The sequence below is a fragment of the Rathayibacter sp. AC182 genome, from assembly GCF_979253875.1.
Map to the genome: position 1 here is coordinate 297,120 of NZ_CEEDEK010000003.1, position 19,112 is coordinate 316,231.

Here is a 19,112-nt window from a genome sequence, read left to right on the forward strand (position 1 = left end):
TACCCTCTTGCTCGTCGACGGCCATTCCCTGGCGTTCCGGGCGTTCTACGCGCTCCCGGTCGACAGTTTCCAGACCCGCGACGGCGCGCACACGAACGCCATCCACGGCTTCCTGTCGATGCTGATCCTGCTGCTGAACGAGAAGCTGACCCACCTCGGCGTCGCGTTCGACATCTCGCGCTACTCGTTCCGCACCCGCGAGTACCCCGAGTACAGCGGAACCCGCGGAGAGACCCCGCCCGAGTTCAAGGGGCAGGTCCCGCTCCCCGAGCAGGCGCTGTACGCGATGAACATCCGCACCGTCTCGAAGGAGGACTTCGAGGCCGACGACATCCTCGCCACTCGCGAAGCGGCGCGGAGGCCGCTACCGGGTGCTCGTCGTCTCGGGTGATCGCGACACGATCCAGCTCGTCACGCCCGACGTCACCCTCCTCTACCTGTCGACGCAGGGCGTCTCGCAGCTCACCCGCTACGACCGCGACAAGGTGTTCGAGAAGTACGGCGTCGAGCCCCACCAGTACCCCGAGATCGCGGCCCTGGTCGGCGAGACGAGCGACAACCTGCCCGGGGTCGACAGTCGGGCCGAAGATCGCGGCGAAGTGGGTCAACCAGTACGGCACGGTCGCCGACATCATCGCCCACGCCGACGAGATCAAGGGCGTCGTCGGAGAGAAAGCTGCGGCAAGCAGAAGGAGAACGCCCTCCGCAACCGCAGGCTGAACCGCCTCGTCACCGACGTCGAGCTGCCGCTGGGCCTGACCGACCTCGCCCGGCAGCCGATCGACCCCGACGCGGTGCGCGAGATCCTCTCGCGCCTGGAGTTCAAGACCCTCCAGGAGCGCGTCCACGATTTCGCCGCCGACGAGGGCGTCGAGGGAGCGGCCGCCGCGCTCGCCGGCGACACCGTCGGCATGACCGCGGCGCCCGCGGTGCGGACGATGGTCGACGAGGAGCTCGCGCACTGGCTCGACACGAAGTCCTCTCGCCAAGTACGACCCCGTCGCCGTCCAGGCGCAGGTCGGCCTCGACGGCTCCGAGGGCATCGGCCTGTCGAGAAGGAAGTCGGCGTTCGTCCCCTGGGCGGCCGACCGCCCCGACTACACGGGCCTCGAGCAGTGGCTGGCGAGCGACGGCCCAAGTACTTCGCCGACGCGAAGCCGCAGGTGAAGGCGCTGCGCACCGCCGGCCTCCCGGTCGGCAGGCCTGGCGTTCGGCTGTCCCGCACCGCGGCGGAACTCCTGCAGCCCACGGGCCACGCGGCGACGCTGCCCGCGCAGGTCTCGCAGTACCTCGACGAGACGATGGCGCAGGGCGACCCGAACCAGCTCGTGCCGACCGTCGAGCCGGGCGAGTCTCCGCGACCGAGGCGTGGTACGCGTTCCGCCTCGTCGGCGCCCTCACCGAGATGCTCGGCGAGGGCATGCTGTCGGTCCTCGCCGACATCGAGCTGCCGATCGTGCAGGTCCTCGCGACCGTCGAGCTGACCGGCGTGGCGATCGATCCCGAGGTGCTCAGCGCGGCCCGCGGCGAGCTGGACCGACGACGCCCGCCGACCTCGCGAGCCGCGCGTTCGCCGAGATCGGCCACGAGATGAACCTCGGCTCGCCGAAGCAGCTCCAGCAGGTCCTCTTCGAGGAGCTTCCGCGATGCCGAAGACCCGGGCGACGAAGACGGGCCACACGACCGAGCGTCCCGCGCCTTCGCCGACCTGCAGGAGTCGCACCCGCACGCCGTTCCTCGGCCTCCTGCTCGAGCACCGGGACGCGACCAAAGCTCAAGCAGATCATCGAGACCCTCGAGAAGTCGGTGACGCCCGACCGGCGGATCCACACCAGCGCTACGACCAGACAGGGACGGCCACCGGCCGCATCTCCTCGAACGATCCCAACCTGCAGAACATCCCGGTGCGCAGCGAGGTCGGGCGCCGGATCCGCACCGCGTTCGTGCACAGCGACGACGCGAGCACCCTGCTCACCGCGGACTACTCGCAGATCGAGATGCGGATCATGGCGCACCTCTCGGGCGACGCCGGGCTCATCGAGGCGTTCCACAGCGGCGAGGACCTGCACCGCTTCGTCGGGGTCGCGGATCTTCGGCGTCGAGCCCGGCGACGTCACCTCTGAGCAGGTGCTGCAACAAGGTCAAGGCGATGTCCTACGGTCTGGCCTACGGACTCAGCGCCTCCCGGCCTGTCGAAGCAGCTCCGGATCTTCGAGCAAGCCGAGGCCAAGCAGCTGATGACCGACTACTTCGTCCGCTTCGGCGCGGTGCGCGACTACCTGCGCAGCGTCGTCGAGCAGGCGCGCGAGACGGGCCACACCGAGACGACCTCGGCCGCCGCCGGCCGTTCCCCGGACCTGCAGAGCGCCAACCGCGTGCTGCGCGACAACGCCGAGCGCGCGGCCCTGGAACCTCGCCGATCCGAGGGCTCCGCCGCCGACATCATGGAAGACTCGCGATGATCGGCGTGCAGTCCGATCTCGACGAGCAGGGCCTGGGCTCGCGGATGCTCCTCCAGGTGCACGACGAGCCGATCTCTTCGATGTCGCCCCCGGCGAGGAGGAGGCCCTCAGAGGCGGTCGTGAGGAACCGGATGGCGCACGCCGCGGATCCGCTCGGTCCCGCTCGAGGTCCAGGTCGGGCACGGGGCGAACTGGGACGCCGCCGCGCACCGACGGCTCGCGACGGGCGCCCACGCGTCCTGGCCAGGCTCGGAGCATGACTGCGAATCCCTCGTGAGCCTCCGCCGTCGACCAGGTCGCCGAGCGCTGGGTCGACACCCTCGTCGAGCTCGACCCCGCGGTGGGGACCTGGCTCGGACGTGGCCGGGGGAGGCCTCGCCGATCCGTCGCCGGACGGGACTCGGAGCGCTCCCGTGCCGCGACGGCGGCCGCGCTGGCGGAGCTGGAGGCCGCAGCCCCCGTCGACGCCGTCGACCGCGTCACCGTCGCCGATCTCGGTGCGGAGCTCCGGCTGGCGCTCGAGGCGCACGAGGCGGGCCGGCCGCTGCGCGATCTCAACGTCATCATGCCTCACCGGCGCAGGAGCTGCGCGATGTCTCTCGATCTCATGCCCACCGCCGAGAGCGAGCGACTGGGAGGACGTCGCCGAGCGCCTCCACGCCCTGCCCTCCGCGCTCACCGGGTACGCGCCGAGACCCTGCGCGAAGGCATCCGCAGCAGGGAGTGGTCCCCGCATCGTCGCCAGGTCGGCCTCGTCGCCGAGCAGGCCGCGAAGGTCGCGGCGCCCCGCGGCTTCTTCGCCGAGCTTCGCCGCCGACGCGGCGCCGGCCGAGGGATCCCTGCCCGCCTCGCTCGCCGGTCGGCCTGAGGAGGGCGCGCGAGGCAAGCGCCGCCGCGCCGGCATGGCGAGCTTTCCGAGCGATTCCTCCTCCGCAGCGAGCTCGATCCCGCCGCGAGCGAGCAGGACGCCGTCGGCCGCGAGCACTACGCACTCCAGTCCCGCCGCTTCCTCGGAGCGGTCGTCGACCTCGACGACCGACCGAGTGGGGATCGAGGAGCTCGCCCGCATGACGGCCGAGCAGGCGGCGATCGCCCGGGAGATCCCGCCCGGCGCACTCGGTCGCCGAGGCCATCGCCCACCTCGACGCCGACCCGCTCCCGGCACGCTGCACGGCGTCGACGCCCTGCAGCGCTGGATGCAGGAGACGAGCGACTGCGCCGGGTCGGCGAGCTCGCGGAGACGGCGTTCGACATCCCCGAGGAGCTTCTGCGGCCCGAGTGCCTCATCGCGCCGACGCATCGAGGGCGGGATCTACCACACCGGCCCGAGCGACGACTTCGCGCGTCCGGGACGGATGGGGTGGTCGGTGCCCGAGGGCGTCACCGAGTTCGCCACCCGGCGGGAGCTGACGACCGTCTACCACGAGGGCGTCCCCGGTCACCACCTGCAGGTGGGTCAGGCCGTGCACAACCGGGCGAGCCTGAACACCCGGCGGCGGCAGCTCGCCGGCAAGCTCGCTGGGTCACGCCGAGGGCTGGGCGCTCTACGCCGAGCGGCTCATGGAGCGGCTTCGGCTACCTCGACGGACCCGGCCGACCGCCTCGGCATGCTCGACGGCCAGCGGACGCGCCGCGCGCGGGTCCTGGACATCGGCGCGCACCCGGGGCAAAGCGGATGCCGGGACGGACGAGATCTGGACCGCGGAGTCGGCCCTCGCCTTCATGAGGCGGAACGTGAATACATGGACGACGCGTTCATCCAAGGCTTCCGGGAGGTGAACCGCTACCTGGGCTGGCCGGGACAGGCGCCGTCCTACAAGGTCGGCCAGCGTGATCTGGGAGCAGCTGCGCGACGACGCCGCGGCCCGCGAGGGGGACGCGTTCTCGCTCGCGGCGTTCCACCGCCGCGCCCTCGATCTTCGGCGGGGTCGGCCTACGACACTCCTGCGCGCGAGTCTCGGCGTCCTGATCCTGTCCGGGAGTGCCGCTCCCGGATCGCTCCGAGCGGAACCGCGGGCGATTGCCACTGCGCTCCCGGGTTCGGATAGGGCTTGACCGTCACGCTCGTGGCGCCGGCCGTGCCACGGCGGGGCGAAGAGGCTCCGGGTCACGGCCCGGTCGCAGCCGGAGCCGCCGCCGGACGACGGCACATCCCCTCATGGCCACCGCGGTGGTCACCACTCGGTCGCGTCGAGAGCCGCGCCGGTGCCCGCCGCCTCGAGTACTCCATCCATCCTGGAGCATCCCTTTAATGACAACCGCAACGACCGGGAAAAGGCAGCCAAGCAGGCCGCGACCAACGACATCGGGTTCGGCGGAAGACTTTCTTGCCGCGGTCGAAAAGACCCCCTGAAGTTCTTCAACGACGGAGACCTCATCGAAGGCACCGTCGTGAAGATCGACCGCGACGAGGTCCTCCTCGACGTCGGCTACAAGACCGAGGGCGTCATCCCCCTCGCGCGAACTCTCCATCAAGCACGACGTCGACCCCTCCGAGGTCGTCAACGTGGGCGACAGCGTCGAAGCCCTCGTCCTGGGTGAAGGAGGACAGGCGAGGGTCGCCTGGACCCTCTCGGTTAAGGTGCGCAGTACGAGCGCGCATGGGGCGACGTCGAGAAGATCAAGGAGTCCGACGGTGTCGTCACCGGTTCGGTCATCGAGGTCGTCAAGGGCGGGCTCATCGTCGACATCGGCCTCCGCGGCTTCCTTCCGGCCTCGCTCATCGAGCTGCGCCGCGTCCGCGACCTCCACGCCGTACCTCGGCCAGGAGATCGAGGCGAAGATCCTCGAGCCCGAGCTGGCAGAACCGCAACAATGCGGCCTGCCGCGCCGTGCGCTCCTCGAGCAGACGCAGATGCGAGAGGCACGCACCACGTTCCTGAACAACCTGCACAAGGGTCAGGGTCCGCAAGGGCGTCGTGTCCTCGATCGCCTGCAACTTCGGTGCGTTCGGCCGACCTCGGCGGCGTCGACGGTCTCGTCCACGTCTCCGAGCTCTCCTGGAAGCACATCGAGCACGCCTCCGAGGTCGCCGAGGTGGGCCAGGAGGTCACCGTCGAGATCCTCGAGGTCGACCTCGACCGCGAGCGCGTGTCGCTCTCGCCCAAGGCGACCTCAGGAGGACCCGTGGCAGGTCTTCGCCCGCACCCACGCGATCGGCCAGGTCGCCCCGGGCAAGGTCACGAAGCTGGTCCCGTTCGGCGTGTTCGCCCGCGTCGCGGACGGCATCGAGGGCCTCGTCCACATCTCCGAGCTGTCGGGCAAGCACGCCCGAGCTCGCCGAGCAGGTCGTGTCGGTCGGCGAAGAGGTGTTCGTCAAGGTCATCGACATCGACCTCGACCGCCGTCGCATCTCGCCTCTCGCTCAAGCAGGCGAACGAGAACGTCGACCCCGAGGGCACCGAGTTCGACCCGGCGCTCTACGGCATGGCCACCGAGTACGACGACCAGGGGAACTACAAGTACCCCGAGGGCTTCGACCCGGAGACCAACGAGCGGCGCGAGGGCTTCGAGTCGCAGCGCGAGGCCCGTGGAGCCCGAGTACGCAGCGGCGCAGGCCCGCTGGGAGGCTCCACAAGGCTCAGGTCGCCAAGTCGCAGGAGGAGGCGGCCACCGTCTCCGAGGGCGTCTCGGTCGGCGGCGGCTTCACCAACGAGTCGACCACCGGCGGCACCCTCGCCGATGACGAGCCGCTCGCCGCACTGCGCGAGAAGCCGTCCTCGAACAACTGATCGAGTGCAATTTCCACGAACGGGCCGGTCCCCTCGGGGGCCGGCCGTTCCGGCGTTCCCGGGGCGCTGCTGGGTAGCGGCCGCGTGCATCTCGTAGCGCCCTGACCGGAGGCATCGCCTCGGGGAAGTCGACCGTCGCCCGCCGCCTCGCCGAGCACGGAGCCGTGGTGGTCGACGCCGATCGTCTCGCCCGCGAGGTCGTCGAACCGGGGAGTCCCGCCCGAGGCCATCGCCGAGCGGTTCGGGGCACCGATGATCCGTGAGGACGGCACGCTCGACCGCGCGGCCTTCGGAGCGGTGATCTTCTCGACGCTGCTGCGCGCCGATCTGAACGCGATCACCCATCCCGCGGTGATCGGAGCGGTCGCAGCGGCTCTTCGCCGAGGCGGGTGCGGCGGACCCGGCGGCGGTCGTCGTCTACGACGTCCCCCTGCTCGCCGAGGGCAGGGGCTCGGCCGAGTTCGACGAGGTCGTCGTCGTGCACGCGCCGCAGCAGACGCGCATCGAGAGGCTGATCGCCCTCAGAGGCCTCAGCAGCGACGGAGGCGCGCCCCGCGTCACCGCTCAGGCGAGCGACGAGGAGCGGCTCTGCGCTGGCTCGACCAGCGTCCTCGGACGCCGGAGCGGATCGCTGGAGCAGACGCTCGCCCGCGCCGACGAGCTGTGGGCGGAGCCGGAGCCGGACGCAGTGAGCGTGTCGGCGGGGGAGGCGTTCGCCCGGGACGCACGCCGCGTCGGTGTCGGTGGTCGCGGCTACGCTTCGACTCATGGAGCCAACCCGTGCCGTGCACCCGTTCGAGGTCGTCAGCGAATACAAGCCGAGCGGTGACCAGCCCCGCGCCATCGCCGATCTGAGCGCGCGCATCACCGCCGGCGAGACCGACGTGGTCCTCCCCGGCGCCACCGGCACCGGCAAGTCCGCGACCACCGCCTGGCTCGTCGAGGCCGTGCAGCGGCCCACGCTCGTCCTGGCGCACAACAAGACCCTCGCCGCGCAGCTCGCGAACGAGTTCCGCGAGCTCTTCCCGAACAACGCCGTCGAGTACTTCGTGTCGTACTACGACTACTACCAGCCTGAGGCGTACGTCCCGCAGACCGACACCTTCATCGAGAAGGACAGCTCGGTCAACGCCGAGGTCGAGCGCCTGCGCCATTCGACGACGAACTCCTGCTCAGCCGCCGCGACGTCATCGTCGTCTCCACGGTCTCGTGCATCTACGGCCTCGGTCAGCCCGAGCAGTACCTCGAGGCGATGGTGGCCCTGCAGGTCGGGCAGCGGGTCGACCGCGATCGACTCATCCGCAAGTTCGTGTCGATGCAGTACGCGCGCAACGACGTCGACTTCGCCCGGGGCACCTTCCGCGTCCGCGGCGACACGATCGAGATCATCCCCATGTACGAGGAGCTCGCGATCCGCATCGAGATGTTCGGCGACGAGATCGAGGCGCTCTACACGCTGCACCCGCTGACCGGCGACATCGTGCGCAAGCTCGACTCCGTCTCGGTGTTCCCCGGCTCGCACTACGTCGCCGGTCAGGATGTCACTGCACCGGCGATCGACACCATCCAGCAGGAGCTCGAGGTGCGCCTGTCCGACCTCGAGAAGCGGAACAAGCTCCTCGAGGCGCAGCGCCTGCGGATGCGCACCACCTTCGACCTCGAGATGATGCAGCAGATCGGCTTCGCTCCGGCATCGAGAACTACTCCCGCCACATCGACGGCCGCCAGTCGGGCGAGGCCCCCCACTGCCTGCTCGACTACTTCCCGGACGACTTCCTCGTCGTCATCGACGAGTCGCACGTCACCGTGCCGCAGATCGGTGCGATGTACGAGGGCGACGCGTCCCGCAAGCGCACGCTCGTCGAGCACGGCTTCCGTCTTCCCTCCGCGATGGACAACCGCCCGCTGAAGTGGGAGGAGTTCAAGGACCGCGAGTCAGACCGTCTACCTCTCCGCGACCCCGGGCCGCTACGAGATGGGCATCGCCGACGGCATCGTCGAGCAGATCATCCGCCCCACCGGCCTCATCGATCCCGAGATCGTCGTCAAGCCGACCAAGGGCCAGATCGACGATCTCCTCGAGGAGATCAAGCGCCGCACCGAGCGCGACGAGCGGATCCTGGTCACGACCCTGACCAAGCGGATGGCCGAGGAGCTCACCGACTTCCTCACGGAGGCGGGCGTCCGCGTGCGCTACCTCACTCCGACGTCGACACGCTCCGCCGAGTCGAGCTGCTGTCCGAGCTCCGCGCCGGCGTCTACGACGTCCTCGTCGGCATCAACCTGCTGCGCGAGGGACTCGACCTCCCCGAGGTCTCGCTGGTCGCGATCCTCGACGCCGACAAGGAGGGCTTCCTCCGCTCGTCCACCTCGCTCATCCAGACCATCGGCCGCGCCGCCCGCAACGTCTCCGGCGAGGTGCAACACAGCACGCCGACAAGGTGACTGACTCGATGCGGCTCGCGGATCGACGAGACCGACTCGACGGCGCGAGAAGCAGGTGGCGTACAACCTCGAGCACGGGATCGACCCGACCCCGCTGCGCAAGAAGATCGCCGACATCACCGAGGTCCTCGCCCGCGAGGGCGCCGACAGCGACACGGCGAAGCTGCTCGGCGGGCCGCGACGCGAAGAAGAAGAGCCGCACCCCCAACCTGCGCCGCCAGGGTCTCGCCGCCAACGGCGGCAACGACCTCGGAGGCGATCATCGGCGACCTCAACGGTCAGATGCTGCAGGCGGCGGGCGAGCTGGAAGTTCGAGCTCGCGGCGCGCCTGCGCGACGAGGTGCCGGAGCTCAAGCGCGAGCTGCGGCAGATGGAGAAGGCCGGTCACCTGCGACCTGATCCGCAAGCTCGGAGGGGGCGGACCAGCGCCCAGCGAACGCCAGCCGGCGATGTCGGTGGGCTCGGCATACACTTTCGAGGTGTCGATCTCGAACGCTGGCGAAGACCCTGCCCCGCTCCCTCCGAGCACTCCCACCACCCCCATCGGTTCGTCTCCCAGCTGAGACGACCTCCGTCTCGAAGCTGGTGGTCAGCGGCGCCCGGGTGCACAACCTGCAGGACGTCGACCTCGAGATCCCGCGCGATTCGATGGTGGTCTTCACGGGCCTGTCCGGGTCCGGCAAGTCCTCGCTCGCGCCCGACACGATCTTCGCGGAGGGGCAGCGCCGCTACGTCGAGTCGCTCTCCGCGTACGCGCCAGTTCCTGGGCCAGGTCGACCGACCGGAGGTCGACTTCATCGAGGGCCTCAGCCCGGGCGGTGCCGATTCGACCAGAAGTCGACGAACCGCAACCCGCGCTCGACGGTCGGCACGATCACCGAGATCTTCGACTACATGCGCTTGCTCTGGGCAGCGCATCGGAGTTCCGGCGACTCGCCCCGTCTGCGGCGAGAAGATCTCGGCGCAGACCGTCCAGCAGATCGCCGATCAGCTCATGGAGCTCGACGAGGGCACGCGGTACCAGATCCTGAGTCCCGTCGTCTCGCAGAAGAAGGGCGAGTTCGTCGACCTCTTCAAGGAGCTCACCGCGGGCGGCTACTGGCGCGCCATGGTCGACGGCAAGCTGATCCAGCTCAAAGTGATCCGGCCGGACGCTCAAGAAGCAGTTCAAGCACGACATCTCGGTCGCGGGTCGACCGCCTTCGTCGCCGGCCCCGACATCCTCGGGCGCCTCCACCGACTCCGTCCTCGAGACCGCGCTGCGCCTCACCGACGGCATCGTGCAGATCAACTTCGTCGACGGCGAGGGCGACGGGCGCGTGGACCACCCACCTCCGAGAAGCTGTCCCGCCCCAACAACCACCCGATTCCCTCTCACCGAGATCGAGCCGGCGCACCTTCTCGTTCAACGCGCCCTTCGGCGCCCGCCCCGAGTGCTCCGGCCTCGGCACCCGCATGTCCGTCGACGACGAGCTCCTGCTCGGCGACCCCGACCTCAGCATCGCCGAGGGCGTCATCATCCCCGCGACCACGCAGGGCAAGGGCCTCTTCCAGTACTACGAGAAGCTGCTCGACGGCCTTCGCGCGATCCCGGGCTCTCGCCGTCCACCCTGCGGAAGCGACTGGAGCTCCGAGGTGCAGCAGGCCGTCCTGCACGGCGACAACTTCGAGGTCAAGGTCAAGTGGAAGAACCTGCTACGGCCGTGAGATGAGCTACGCGTCGGGCCTCGAGGGCGTGGTGCCCTACATCGAGCGGCAGTACGCGGAGGCCGAGACCGACGTCCAGCCGCTCGCGCTGGGCCGAGTTCCTCCGCGAGGTCGCGTGCCCGGTCTGCAAGGGCACGCGCCTGCAGCCCGAGGTCCTCGCGGCCCTCGTGCACGGAGCGAGGCATCGCCGATGTCGCCGACCTGAGCCTCGGCGACGCCCAGGAGTTCATGGGCCGGCTCGAGCTGACCGACCGCGAGGCGCACATCGCCGCACAGGTGCCTCCGCGAGATCAAGCGCGCCTCGACTTCCCGATCGAGGTCGGTCTCAACTACCTCAACTCCTCGCGGGCCGCGGGATCGCTCTCGGGCGGTGAGGCGCAGCGCATCCGCCTGGCCACGCAGATCGGGTCCGGCCTGACCGGCGTGCTCTACGTGCTCGACGAGCCGAGCATCGGCCTGCACCAGCGCGACAACCACCGCCGCCCATCGACACCCTCACCAAGCTGCGCGACCTGGGCAACACGCTCATCGCCGTCGAGCACGACGAGGACACCATCCGCACCGCCGATTGGATCAAGCTCGACATCGACCGGGCGCGGGCGTCAACGGCGGCAAGGTCGTGCACCTGGGCTCCTACGCCGGAGCTGCTCCAGAACACGCATCCCTCACGGGCGACTACGTCTCCGGACGCAAGTCGATCGAGGTGCCGGAGAAGCGCCGGAAGATCGACCGCAAGCGCGTCATCAAGGTGGTCGGGGCGTCGGCGAACAATCTGCAGAAGGTCGACGTCGAGTTCCCCCTCGGCGCGTTCGTCGCGGTCACGGGAGTCTCGGGCTCCGGCAAGAGCACGCTCGTGAACGACATCCTCTACCGGGTGCTCGCCAACCAGCTCAACGGCGCCCGCAAGGTTCCGGGCAAGCACACCCGCGTCACCGGTCTCGAGAACCTCGACAAGGTGGTGCACGTCGACCAGAACCCGATCGGCCGCACCCCGCGCTCCAACCCGGCGACCTACACGGGCGCCTTCGACCGCATCCGCAACCTCTTCGCCGAGACGACCGAGGCGAAGGCCCGCGGATACCTGCCGGGCCGGTTCAGCTTCAACGTTCAAGGGCTGGCCGCTGCGAGGCGTGCTCGGGAGACGGCACGATCAAGATCGAGATGAACTTCCTGCCCGACGTCTACGTCTCCTGCGAGGTGTGCGGGGGAGCGCGGTACAACCGCGACACCCTCACGGTGCACTACAAGGGCAAGAGCATCGCCGAGGTCCTCGACATGCCGATCGCCGAGGCGGCCGAGTTCTTCGAGCCGATCACGGCGATCCACCGCTTCCTGAAGACCCTCGTCGACGTCGGCCTCGGCTACGTCCGGCTCGGGCAGAGCGCCACCACGCTCTCGGGCGGGGAGAGCGCAGCGCGTCAAGCTCGCCACCGAGCTGCAGCGCCGCTCCAACGGGCGGAGCGTCTACGTGCTCGACGAGCCGACCACCGGTCTGCACTTCGAGGACGTCCGCAAGCTCCTGCTCGTGCTCAACGGCCTGGTCGACAAGGGCAACACGGTGCATCACCATCGAGCACAACCTCGACGTCATCAAGTCGGCCGACTGGCTGATCGACATGGGACCCGAGGGCGGTGCCGGCGGCGGCCAGGTCGTCGCGATCGGCACCCCCGAGAAGGTCGCGAAGGTGCCCGAGAGCCACACCGGCTCGTTCCTCGCCGAGATCCTCGAGCAGACCGGCGCGGACGGACAGACCGAGGCATGACGCAGACCGTCGACTACCGGCCCAAGGCCGGCGAGATCCCGACCCTCCCGGGCGTCTACCGCTTCAAGGACGCCCGGGGCCGGGTCCTCTACGTGGGCAAGGCCAAGAACCTCCGAGCCCGGCTGAGCAACTACTTCGCCCCCCTGCCGAGCCTGCACGAGCGCACCCGGCGGATGGTGCTCTCGGCGTCCGGGGTCGAGTGGACCGTCGTCGGCACCGACGTCGAGGCCCTGCAGCTCGAGTTCACCTGGATCAACGAGTTCGACCCGCCCTTCAACGTCAAGTTCCGGGACGACAAGTCGTACCCGTACATGGCGGTGACCCTGGGCGACGAGGCGCCGCGGGTGATGGTGACCCGCAACTCCAAGATCCGCGGGGCGCGCTACTTCGGCCCGTACCCCAAGATCTGGGCGATCCACGAGACCATCGATCTGATGATCAAGGCCTTCCCGATCAGGACCTGCAACGACTCGAACTACAGCGCGCGATGCAGAGCGGCAAGCCCTGCTTCGCCTCGCAGATCGGGCGCTGCGGCGGACCCTGCTCGCACCGGGTCACGTTCGCCGAGCACCGCGCGATGGTCGACCGCTTCGTGGCGTTCATGGGCAGCCACGACCGCCGGATGATCGGCGAGCTCGAGAAGGAGATGCGCGAGGCGGCCGCCGACTTCCAGTACGAGCGTGCGGCGAAGCCCGCGACCAGGCGTCTGCACTGGACGCCGTGCTCGCGAAGAGCGCGGTCGTCCTCAAGGACAACGTCGACGTCGACCTCTACGCGATCGTCCACGACGAGCTCGCCGCCTCGGTGCAGCAGTTCCGAGTCCGCGGAGGCCGCATCCGCGGCGAGCGCGGCTGGGTCGTCGACAAGGAGCTCGACATGACGACCGCGGAGCTCGTCGACACGGCGCTCCAGGCGGCGTACGAGACGGGCGACATCCCACCGCGGGAGGTCGTCGTGCCCGAGCTGCCCGAGGACTCGGAGGCGCTCGAGGAGTGGCTGAGCGGGCTGCGCGGCGCGAACGTGCGCCTGCGCGCAGCCCAGCGCCGGAGACAAGGCCGCGTTGCTCGAGACCGCCACCCAGAACGCCGGCCACTCGCTCATGCTCTACAAGACCCGCCGCTCCGCCGACTTCACCGCGCGCACGCAGGCCCTGGAGGACATCCGCGACGCGCTCGGCATGGAGGAGGCGCCGCTGCGGATGGAGTGCTACGACGTCTCCCACCTCAGCGGCACGAACATCGTCGCGTCGATGGTCGTCTTCGAGGACGGCCTGGCGCGCAAGGACCAGTACCGCCGTTTCTCCATCGCCGACTCCACCGACGACACCGAGTCGCTGCACCAGGTGCTGACCCGCCGGCTCGCCTATCTGAAGGAGCCGGTGGAGGCCGCGGCGATCGATCCTGAGACGGGGGAGGCCAAGCGCCGCAAGTTCTCCTACCCGCCGAACCTCCTGATCGTCGACGGCGGCCAGCCGCAGGTCGCCGCGGCGCAGCGGGCGCTCGACGAATCCGGAGTCACCGGCATCACGCTCTGCGGCATCGCGAAGCGGCTCGAGGAGATCTGGCTGCCCGACTCGGACTTCCCGGTGATCCTGCCGCGCAACAGCGATGCGCTGTTCCTCTTCCAGAGGATCCGCGACGAGGCGCACAGGTTCGCCATCACGCACCAGCGGCAGCGCCGCAAGCGCGACATCTCCTCCCAGCTGAGCGAGGTCCCCGGCCTCGGCGGCACCCGCGTCCGCGACCTGCTGAAGCACTTCGGCTCGGTCGCGCGGCTGCGTGAGGCGAGCGACGCCGAGATCGCCGAGGTGAAGGGCATCGGCCCGACTCTGGCGGCGGCGATCCACACTCACCTGCACCCCTGACGGGCGGCCTCGCAGGAGGCACGCCCTAGGCTGGAGACCAGGGCGCGCCCCGATCGAGGGCCCGAGATTCCACACACGAGCACGGAGACCGCATGAGCACGGAGAGCGAGCAGCAGGACGTGCTGATCGTCACGGGGATGTCCGGCGCAGGCCGGTCGACCGCCGCGAACGCCCTGGAGGACCTGGGCTGGTACGTCGTCGACAATCTCCCGCCGCAGATGCTGCGGCCGCTCGTCGATCTGGCGCAGCGCGCGGGGGACACCCTGCCCAAGATCGCCGCCGTCGTGGACGTCCGCGGTCGCGACTTCTTCGCCGACCTCGGCGAGATCGTCCGCGAGCTGCGCGCGGGGGTCGACCTCCGGGTCGTCTTCCTCGAGGCCACCGACGCAGCCCTCGTGCGCCGGTTCGAGCAGGTGCGGCGCCCCCACCCCCTCCAGGGTCGCGGGACCCTCCTCGACGGCATCACGGCCGAGCGGACCCGCCTCGCTCAGCTGCGTGAATCGGCCGACATCGTCATCGACACCTCGGACCTCAACATCCACCAGCTGGCGACCTCGATCACCGAGCGCTTCGCGGAGGCGGGTCGCGCGGGCTGGAGGTCACCGTCAGCGAGCTTCGGCTTCAAGTACGGCCTGCCGACCGATGCCGACATGGTCGCCGACGCGCGCTTCCTCCCCAATCCCTACTGGATCCCCGAGCTCCGCCCGCACACCGGCCTCGACGAAGAGGTGAGAGAATACGTGCTGGCCCAGCAGGGTGCGGAGGAGTTCATCGACTCCTACTCGCGAGCACTCGCCCGGTGCTCGACGGCTACCAGCGCGAGAACAAGCGCCACGCGACCATCGCCGTCGGATGCACGGGAGGGAAGCACCGCTCGGTCGCCGTCGCCGGCCGCATCGCGGCCCGGCTGGCCGAGCTCCCGGGAGTCGCCGTCAACGTGGCGCACCGCGACCTCGGCCGAGAATGATCCCCGCGCGCTCCGCCGCGCACCCGACGTAAGGAAGACTCCGTGGCCCTCACCGCAGACGTCAAGGGCGAACTGGTCGCGATCGTCTCGCGCAAGAACACCGTCCGCGCCGCTGAACTGGCGACCGCCCTCCGCTTCTCCGGCGGACTGCACATCATCTCGAACCGGCTCGCCGTGGAGGTCGAGCTCGACTCGGCTCCGCTCGCGACCCGGGTCCGCCGCGACCTCGCCGAGCTCTACGGCGTCCGCAGCGAGGGGAGCATCGTCTCGGCGGGCGGCTCCCGCCGCACGACCAGCTGGCTCGTCCGCGTGGTCGAGGGCGGCGACACCCTCGCGCGCCAGACCGGCCTCCTCGACCAGCGCGGCCGTCCCGTCCGCGGCCTGCCCAACCGCCTGACCACCGGCTCCTCGAGGAGCTGGCGGCCGTCTGGCGCGGGGCCTTCCTGGCGCAGGGTTCGCTGACCGACCCCGGCCGCTCGGCGGCGCTCGAGATCATCTGCCCCGGGAACGAGGCGGCGATGGCGATCGTCGGAGCGGCGGGCCGCCTCGGGGTGCAGGCCAAGCCGTCGCGCGAGGTGCGCGGCGTCCACAGGGTCGTCGTCCGCGACGGCGAGAGCATCAGCGCCATGCTCACGCTCATGGGCGCGACGGCGACCGTCGCGAGCTGGGAGGAGCTGCGCCAGCGCCGCGAGGTCCGGGCGACGGCGAACCGCCTCGTCAACTTCGACGACGCGAACCTCCGCCGCTCCGCTCAGGCCGCCGTCGCCGCCTGCGCCCGGGTCGAGCGCGCGATGGAGATCCTCGGCGACGACATCCCCGAGCACCTGCGCTGCGCGGGTCGGCTGCGCCTGTCGCACCGCGACGCGAGCCTGGACGAGCTGGGACACCACGCCGACCCGCCGATGACGAAGGACGCCGTGGCGGGACGCATCCGCCGTCTGCTCGCGATGGCCGACAAGCGCGCCTCCGAGCTCGACATCCCGGGCACCGACGCCAACGCTCCCGCCGGGCTCCAGGACCTCTGACCCGCGGATCCGCGGTCCTCCCGGTCGTGCGAACGCTGAGTGTCTGCTGGTTGAACGGCGGAGGGACTCCGAGTGCGAAGGGCCTCCTCACTGGGCTGGGGACGTCGCTCAGGTCGCCTCCGGCGCCCGTTCCTCCCCTTCGCGGGGAGGCGGATCGAGGCCGGTCGACCCTCGAGATCGACGATCACGAACAGGAGATTGCGAATGGCTGACTACACGCTCGCCGAACTGCCCTACGACTACTCGGCCCTCGAGCCGAACATCAGTGGGCGGATCATGGAGCTCCCACCACGACAAGCACCACGCCACCTACGTGACGGGCGCCAACACCGCCCTCGCCGCGCTCCAGGACGCTCGCGACAGCGACAACCTCGCGAACGTGAACAAGCTGCAGAAGGACCTCGCGTTCAACCTCGCCGGTCACGTGAACCACACGGTCTTCTGGAACAACCTCTCGCCCGACGGAGGCGACAAGCCCGTCGGCGAGCTCGCCGCGGCGATCGACGACTCCTTCGGCTCGTTCGACAAGTTCCGCGCCCACTTCACCGCGTCCGCCCTCGGCATCCAGGGCTCCGGCTGGTCGATCCTCGCCTGGGACAGCCTCGGCGAGAAGCTCATCATCGAGCAGCTCTACGACCACCAGGGCAACCTGGCCGCCGCGACCGTGCCGGTGCTCCTGCTCGACATGTGGGAGCACGCCTTCTACCTCGACTACGTCAATGTGAAGGCCGACTACGTGAAGGCGTTCTGGAACATCGTGAACTGGGCGGACGTCTCCGCGCGCTTCGAGAAGGCCCGCGAGAAGACTTCGGGCCTGCTGCTACTGTCGCAGCGATGTCGGCGTCCCGGGCCCGGCCCGGGACGCCCTCACTGCGTCACCACCCTCCACTGCACCGTCCGGGTGCCCTTCCTCACCAGGAGAAATTCTGTGTCCGTAAAGATCGGCATCAACGGCTTCGGCCGTATCGGCCGTAACTTCTTCCGTGCGGCCCTCGCCAAGGGCAGCGACCTCGAGATCGTCGCGGTCAACGACCTCACCGACAACAAGGCGCTCGCGCACCTCCTGAAGTACGACTCCATCACCGGCCGTCTGGACGCCACGGTGGAGCTCGACGGCGACAAGATCGTCGTCAACGGCAAGCCCATCATCGTGCTCGAGGAGCGCGACCCCGCCAACCTCCCCTGGGGCGAGCTGGGAGTCGACGTCGTCATCGAGTCGACCGGCCGCTTCACCAAGTCGGAGGACGCGCGCAAGCACATCACCGCCGGCGCCAAGAAGGTCATCGTCTCCGCTCCCGCCACCGGCAGCGACGTCGCGACCCTGGTCCTGGGCGTGAACGAGGGCACCTACGACCCCGCCACCCACGACATCATCTCGAACGCGTCGTGCACCACGAACTGCCTCGCGCCGCTCGCCAAGGTGCTGCTCGACAACTTCGGCATCGAGCGCGGTCTCGCGGCGACGGTCCACGCGTACACCGCCGACCAGAACCTGCAGGACGGCCCGCACAGCGACCTCCGCCGTGCGCGCGCCGCCGCGGTCAACATCATCCCGACGTCGACCGGCGCCGCCAAGGCCCTCGGCCTCGTCATCCCCGAGCTCGTCGGCAAGCTCGACGGCTACGCCCTGCGCGTCCCGGTCCCGACCGGCTCGATCACCGACCTCACCGTCGAGCTCTCGAAGCCCGCCACGGTCGAGGAGATCAACGCGGCCTACAAGGCCGCCGCCGAGGGCGACCTCAAGGGCATCCTCAAGTACACCGAGGACCCGATCGTCTCGAGCGACATCGTGACCGACCCGCACTCCTCGATCTTCGACGCGGGCCTGACGAAGGTCATCGGCAGCCAGGTCAAGGTCGCCTCCTGGTACGACAACGAGTGGGGCTACTCCAACCGCCTCGTCGACGTCACCGAGTTCGTCGCCGGCAAGCTCTAAGGCCCCGAACCAGTGACGTTCCGCACCTGGACTCGCTGGGCTCCTCCGCGGCAAGCGCGTCGTCGTCCGCTGCGATCTGAACGTCCCCCTGAAGGACGGAACGATCACGGACGACGGCCGCGTGCGCGCGTCGGTGCCCACCCTCCAGCGGCTCGTCTCCGAGGGTGCCCGAGTCGTGGTCGTGAGCCACCTCGGGCGCCCCGACGGAGCCGAACCCGAAGTACAGCCTGGCCCGGTCGCGAAGCGGCTCGGCGAGCTGCTCGACGCCCCGGTCTCGTTTGCCGAGGACACCGTCGGCGAGTCCGCGTCCGCGGCCGTCGAGGGTCTCGCCGCGGGCGAGGTCGTCGTGCTCGAGAACCTCCGCTTCAACGCGGGGGAGACGAGCAAGGACGAGGCCGAGCGCCGCGCCTTCGCCGAGGAGCTGGCCGCCTTCGGCGACGCCTTCGTCTCGGACGGATTCGGCGTCGTCCACCGCAAGCAGGCCAGCGTGTACGAACTCGCTCAGCTGCTCCCGAGCGCTGCAGGCACGCTCATCGCAGCCGAGCTCGAGGTGCTCGACCGGCTCACCGAGAAGCCCGAGCGCCCCTACACGGTCGTGCTCGGCGGCTCGAAGGTGTCGGACAAGCTCGGCGTCATCGATCACCTGCTCCCACGGGTCGACTCGATCCTCATCGGCGGCGGCATGCTGTTCACCTTCCTCAAGGCCCAGGGCCACGAGGTCGGATCCAGCCTGCTCGAAGCCGACCAGATCGACACCGTGCTCGGCTACCTCTCGAAGGCCCAGGAGCTGGGCGTCGAGATCGTGCTGCCGACCGACGTCGTCGCGGCGTCGAAGTTCGGTGCCGACGCGGAGTACGAGACCGCTGCAGCGGACGCGATCGAGGGCACCCCGTGGGGTTCCTCCGGTCTCGGCCTCGACATCGGCCCGGACACCGCGAAGCGGTTCGCCGAGATCGTGGCGGCGTCCAAGACGGTGCTTCTGGAACGGCCCCATGGGCGTCTTCGAGATCGAGCCGTTCGCGGCCGGCACGAAGGCCGTCGCCCAGGCCCTCACCGAGGTCGACGGACTCAGCGTCGTCGGCGGCGGTGACTCGGCCGCCGCAGCGCGGCGCCCTCGGCTTCGAGGACGGGCAGTTCGGTCACATCTCGACGGGAGGCGGAGCCAGCCTCGAATTCCTCGAGGGCAAGCGCCTCCCCGGACTGGAGGTCCTC

At 69.9% G+C, this 19,112-nt stretch carries 10 protein-coding genes and 9 pseudogenes; all 19 read left to right on the forward strand.

Annotated elements, in window-relative coordinates:
* The first annotated feature begins 7 nt into the window (after nt 1-7).
* The gene (locus AC0CII_RS04505) at nt 8-391 is read left to right on the forward strand and encodes a 5'-3' exonuclease (protein WP_465228758.1); all 384 of its coding nucleotides are present in this window, start codon (nt 8-10) and stop codon (nt 389-391) included.
* The gene (locus AC0CII_RS04510; protein ID WP_465228759.1) at nt 372-1,484 is read left to right on the forward strand and encodes a 5'-3' exonuclease; all 1,113 of its coding nucleotides are present in this window, start codon (nt 372-374) and stop codon (nt 1,482-1,484) included. The genes AC0CII_RS04505 and AC0CII_RS04510 overlap by 20 nt, the downstream gene beginning before the upstream one ends.
* Nucleotides 1,457-1,594, forward strand: a complete 138-nt coding sequence (locus AC0CII_RS04515; protein WP_465228760.1) for a hypothetical protein — start codon at nt 1,457-1,459, stop codon at nt 1,592-1,594. The genes AC0CII_RS04510 and AC0CII_RS04515 overlap by 28 nt, the downstream gene beginning before the upstream one ends.
* Nucleotides 1,595-1,646: 52 nt before the next feature.
* Nucleotides 1,647-2,123 carry a DNA polymerase gene (locus tag AC0CII_RS04520; RefSeq protein ID WP_465228761.1) on the forward strand — a complete coding sequence of 159 codons (477 nt, stop codon included), beginning with the start codon at nt 1,647-1,649 and terminating at the stop codon, nt 2,121-2,123.
* Between the two features lie 114 nt (nt 2,124-2,237).
* The gene (locus AC0CII_RS04525; protein WP_465228762.1) at nt 2,238-2,462 is read left to right on the forward strand and encodes a DNA polymerase; all 225 of its coding nucleotides are present in this window, start codon (nt 2,238-2,240) and stop codon (nt 2,460-2,462) included.
* Entirely contained in the window at nt 2,459-2,722 is a 264-nt protein-coding gene (locus tag AC0CII_RS04530) for a hypothetical protein (protein ID WP_465228763.1), read from the forward strand. The genes AC0CII_RS04525 and AC0CII_RS04530 overlap by 4 nt, the downstream gene beginning before the upstream one ends.
* Before the next feature lie 237 nt (nt 2,723-2,959).
* The gene (locus AC0CII_RS04535) at nt 2,960-4,510 is read left to right on the forward strand and encodes a DUF885 family protein (protein ID WP_465228764.1); all 1,551 of its coding nucleotides are present in this window, start codon (nt 2,960-2,962) and stop codon (nt 4,508-4,510) included.
* A gap of 203 nt (nt 4,511-4,713) precedes the next feature.
* Nucleotides 4,714-6,193, forward strand: a pseudogene (gene rpsA, locus AC0CII_RS04540) (30S ribosomal protein S1).
* A 113-nt stretch (nt 6,194-6,306) separates the two neighbouring features.
* Nucleotides 6,307-6,456, forward strand: coding sequence for a dephospho-CoA kinase (locus AC0CII_RS04545; RefSeq protein WP_465229046.1), 150 nt, complete (start codon nt 6,307-6,309; stop codon nt 6,454-6,456).
* Nucleotides 6,446-6,502, forward strand: a pseudogene (locus tag AC0CII_RS04550) (hypothetical protein); the annotation flags it as partial. The gene AC0CII_RS04545 and the pseudogene AC0CII_RS04550, both read left to right, overlap by 11 nt.
* Before the next feature lie 121 nt (nt 6,503-6,623).
* On the forward strand, nt 6,624-7,022 hold the full coding sequence (locus tag AC0CII_RS04555; protein ID WP_465229047.1) for a dephospho-CoA kinase: 399 nt from the start codon (nt 6,624-6,626) through the stop codon (nt 7,020-7,022).
* Nucleotides 6,961-9,029, forward strand: a pseudogene (uvrB, locus tag AC0CII_RS04560) (excinuclease ABC subunit UvrB); the annotation flags it as partial. The gene AC0CII_RS04555 and the pseudogene uvrB, both read left to right, overlap by 62 nt.
* Nucleotides 9,030-9,145: 116 nt before the next feature.
* Nucleotides 9,146-12,108: pseudogene (gene uvrA / locus AC0CII_RS04565) on the forward strand (excinuclease ABC subunit UvrA).
* Nucleotides 12,105-13,972 (forward strand): annotated as a pseudogene (gene uvrC / locus AC0CII_RS04570) (excinuclease ABC subunit UvrC). Before uvrA ends, uvrC begins: the two co-directional pseudogenes overlap by 4 nt.
* Nucleotides 13,973-14,064: 92 nt before the next feature.
* Nucleotides 14,065-14,939, forward strand: a pseudogene (rapZ, locus tag AC0CII_RS04575) (RNase adapter RapZ).
* A gap of 42 nt (nt 14,940-14,981) precedes the next feature.
* Nucleotides 14,982-15,964: pseudogene (gene whiA / locus AC0CII_RS04580) on the forward strand (DNA-binding protein WhiA).
* A 204-nt stretch (nt 15,965-16,168) separates the two neighbouring features.
* Nucleotides 16,169-16,793 (forward strand): annotated as a pseudogene (locus tag AC0CII_RS04585) (superoxide dismutase); the annotation flags it as partial.
* A 99-nt stretch (nt 16,794-16,892) separates the two neighbouring features.
* Nucleotides 16,893-17,900 carry a type I glyceraldehyde-3-phosphate dehydrogenase gene (gene gap / locus AC0CII_RS04590; RefSeq protein ID WP_465229048.1) on the forward strand — a complete coding sequence of 336 codons (1,008 nt, stop codon included), beginning with the start codon at nt 16,893-16,895 and terminating at the stop codon, nt 17,898-17,900.
* A 76-nt stretch (nt 17,901-17,976) separates the two neighbouring features.
* Nucleotides 17,977-19,112 (forward strand): annotated as a pseudogene (locus AC0CII_RS04595) (phosphoglycerate kinase); the annotation flags it as partial.

What these genes read in the sequence shown, in the direction of transcription:
- AC0CII_RS04520 (WP_465228761.1), top strand. Translation starts at nt 1,647, where the DNA reads ATGCCGAAGACCCGGGCGACGAAGACGGGCCACACGACCGAGCGTCCC.
- AC0CII_RS04525 (WP_465228762.1), top strand. Translation starts at nt 2,238, where the DNA reads ATGACCGACTACTTCGTCCGCTTCGGCGCGGTGCGCGACTACCTGCGC.
- AC0CII_RS04530 (WP_465228763.1), top strand. Translation starts at nt 2,459, where the DNA reads ATGATCGGCGTGCAGTCCGATCTCGACGAGCAGGGCCTGGGCTCGCGG.